This window comes from Cellulomonas sp. A375-1, assembly GCF_001040865.1.
Taxonomy (GTDB): domain Bacteria; phylum Actinomycetota; class Actinomycetes; order Actinomycetales; family Cellulomonadaceae; genus Cellulomonas; species Cellulomonas gelida.
This window is the reverse complement of the sequence record NZ_LFKW01000148.1, coordinates 1-1,503: the sequence shown is the minus strand read 5'-3', so window position 1 is coordinate 1,503 and position 1,503 is coordinate 1. Positions and strand designations below refer to the sequence as shown.

Below are 1,503 nucleotides of genomic sequence, written 5' to 3'. Positions count from 1 at the left end.
CCTCGGTGTCGCCCCGGTCCCCGTAAGCGCCGATCCCCGACGCCTGGAGCAGCACGCGCGGGCCGTCGTCGAGCGTCGCGAGCCTGCGCGCCAGCAGCCCCGCGGTGTCGACCCGTGAGGCCAGCACGTCGCGCTTGCGCGCCTCGGTGAGCGGCCGGGTGCCGGGGTTGGTCCCGGCGAGGTTCACGACGGCGTCGAACCCCCGCAGGGCGTCGGGTGCCAGCGACCCGCGTGCGGGGTCCCACGCGATCTCCTCGGGCCGCGTCTGCGCGTGCCGCACGAGCACGTGCACGTCATGACCCGCCGACCGCAGCCGGGGGAGCAGGGCCGAGCCGATGAAGCCGTGGGAGCCAGCGACGACGATGCGCATCCCGTCACCCTAGATTCGAACGGCCTGACCTGCGCCCGCAGTCACTTCCCGCGTCGCTTGCGGACGGGTGCGCGAACGGCCCGACCCCCGCGAGGGGACCGGGCCGTTGCGCGCGACGAATGGGGCGTCAGAGGCCGAGCTCGGCCTCGAACGCGCCCTCCTCGAGCCGGGCCTTGATGGCGGAGAGGTACCGCGAGGCGTCCGCGCCGTCCACGAGCCGGTGGTCGTAGGACAGGCAGAGGTAGCACATCGACCGGACCGTGATGACGTCCTCGCCCTCGGGGCCCTTCACCACGGCGGGGCGCTTGACGATCGCGCCCGTGCCGAGGATCGCCGACGTGCCGCCGGGGACGATCGGCGTGTCGATGATCGCGCCGCCCGAGCCGGTGTTGGTCACCGTGAACGTCGCGCCCGAGAGCTCGTCGGGACCGATCTTGTTGTTCCGCGTGCGGGTCGCGAGGTCCGCGATCTTGCGGGACAGACCGGCCAGGTTGAGATCGCCCGCGTCGCGGACCACGGGCACGACGAGGCCGCGCTCCGTGTCGACCGCGATGCCGACGTTCTCCTGACCGTGGTACGTGATCTGGTTGCCCTCGAGGACGCCGTTGATCTTCGGGAACGCCTTGAGTCCCTCGATGGCGGCGAGCACGAAGAACGGCAGGAACGTGAGGTTCGTGCCCTCGCGCGCCTTGAAGTCCTCCTTCGCGGCGGCGCGCAGGCGCGCGATCTTGGTCACGTCGACCTCGACCACGGTCGTGAGCTGCGCCTGCGTGTGCAGGGCCTCGACCATGCGCTCGGCGATGATCTGGCGCAGTCGGCTGGCCTTCTCGGTCGTGCCGCGCAGCGGCGAGACCGTGGGCACCTTGGCGGCCGGTGCGGGAGCGGCAGCGGCGGGCGCGGCGGCGGGCTGCGCGGCGGCGGCCTTGGCGGCCTCGGCCTTCGCGGCGGCCTCCAGCACGTCCTCCTTGCGGATGCGGCCACCGACGCCGGTGCCCGTCAGGGACGCGACGTCGACACCCTTCTCCGCGGCGAGCTTGCGCACGAGCGGCGTGAGGTAGCCGCCCGAGGCTGCCGGCGCTGTCGCAGTCTCGCCAGCGGAGGCTGCGGCCGGAGCAGCCGGGGCTGCGGGAGCC

The 1,503-nt window shown here is 73.5% G+C and carries 2 protein-coding genes; both read right to left on the bottom strand.

What is annotated here, in order from left to right; translation table 11 throughout:
- Positions 1-370: NAD-dependent epimerase/dehydratase family protein (locus CWIS_RS15945; RefSeq protein WP_156186694.1), on the bottom strand; the 370-nt coding region annotated here is incomplete at its 3' end.
- 127 nt (positions 371-497) lie between these two features.
- The coding region (gene sucB, locus CWIS_RS15940; protein ID WP_048344331.1) for a 2-oxoglutarate dehydrogenase, E2 component, dihydrolipoamide succinyltransferase at positions 498-1,503 on the bottom strand (1,006 nt) is incomplete at its 5' end.